The sequence below is a fragment of the Fructilactobacillus sp. X8R4C1 genome (genome assembly GCF_059900905.1).
Genome location: NZ_JBWXVJ010000006.1, coordinates 1 through 1,750 on the forward strand (window position 1 = coordinate 1; position 1,750 = coordinate 1,750).

The 1,750-nt window shown below is 49.1% G+C and carries 1 rRNA gene; it reads right to left on the reverse strand.

The features are described 5' to 3' along the window. Window positions 1-64: 64 nt before the first annotated feature. Window positions 65-1,640, reverse strand: a 16S ribosomal RNA gene (locus AC6UDA_RS06905). Window positions 1,641-1,750 lie beyond the last annotated feature (110 nt).

The window sequence follows — 1,750 nt, forward strand, 5'->3', positions numbered from 1 at the left end:
GAGAGTAAAACTCTCAAAACTAAACAAGACTTCAATAATGTAAGGTTTCCGAATTTTTCCTTAGAAAGGAGGTGATCCAGCCGCAGGTTCTCCTACGGCTACCTTGTTACGACTTCACCCTAATCATCTGTCCCACCTTAGGCGGCAGGCTCCAAAAGGTTACCTAACCGACTTTGGGTGTTACAAACTCTCATGGTGTGACGGGCGGTGTGTACAAGACCCGGGAACGTATTCACCGTGGCATGCTGATCCACGATTACTAGCGATTCCAACTTCATGCAGGCGAGTTGCAGCCTGCAATCCGAACTGAGAACGGCTTTAAGAGATTAGCTTGACCTCGCGGTTTCGCAACTCGTTGTACCGTCCATTGTAGCACGTGTGTAGCCCAGGTCATAAGGGGCATGATGATTTGACGTCATCCCCACCTTCCTCCGGTTTGTCACCGGCAGTCTCATTAGAGTGCCCAACTGAATGCTGGCAACTAATGACAAGGGTTGCGCTCGTTGCGGGACTTAACCCAACATCTCACGACACGAGCTGACGACAACCATGCACCACCTGTCATTCTGCCCCCGAAGGGGACACCTAATCTCTTAGGTTAACAGAAGATGTCAAGACCTGGTAAGGTTCTTCGCGTAGCATCGAATTAAACCACATGCTCCACCGCTTGTGCGGGTCCCCGTCAATTCCTTTGAGTTTCAACCTTGCGGTCGTACTCCCCAGGCGGAGTGCTTAATGCGTTAGCTGCGGCACTGAAGGGCGGAAACCCTCCAACACCTAGCACTCATCGTTTACGGCATGGACTACCAGGGTATCTAATCCTGTTTGCTACCCATGCTTTCGAGCCTCAGCGTCAGTTACAGACTAGACAGCCGCCTTCGCCACTGGTGTTCCTCCATATATCTACGCATTTCACCGCTACACATGGAGTTCCACTGTCCTCTTCTGCACTCAAGTTTCCCAGTTTCCGATGCACTTCTCCGGTTAAGCCGGAGGCTTTCACATCAGACTTAGAAGACCGCCTGCGCTCGCTTTACGCCCAATAAATCCGGACAACGCTTGCCACCTACGTATTACCGCGGCTGCTGGCACGTAGTTAGCCGTGACTTTCTGGTTAGATACCGTCGCGACGTGAGCAGTTACTCTCACGCCCGTTCTTCTCTAACAACAGAGTTTTACGAGCCGAAACCCTTCTTCACTCACGCGGCATTGCTCCATCAGACTTTCGTCCATTGTGGAAGATTCCCTACTGCTGCCTCCCGTAGGAGTCTGGGCCGTGTCTCAGTCCCAATGTGGCCGATTACCCTCTCAGGTCGGCTACGCATCATCGCCTTGGTGAGCCTTTATCTCACCAACTAGCTAATGCGCCGCGGATCCATCCAAAAGCGATAGCACAAAGGCCATCTTTCAAACGAAAACCATGTGGTTTTCGTTGTTATACGGTATTAGCATCTGTTTCCAGGTGTTATCCCCTTCTTCTGGGCAGGTTATCCACGTGTTACTCACCAGTTCGCCACTCGCTGCTAACTTAAATCTAGTTAATGCAAGCATCAACTATCAATAAGCGCAACTCGTTCGACTTGCATGTATTAGGCATGCCGCCAGCGTTCGTCCTGAGCCAGGATCAAACTCTCATTTTAGAAATGAGAAATTTTACTAGCTCATTATTATTTGTTGTTATTCTTTTTCAAAAGAATTAAAAAGCGAATTGACTTCGCAAATGTTTAATTTTAAGTTCTACAACTTAAAA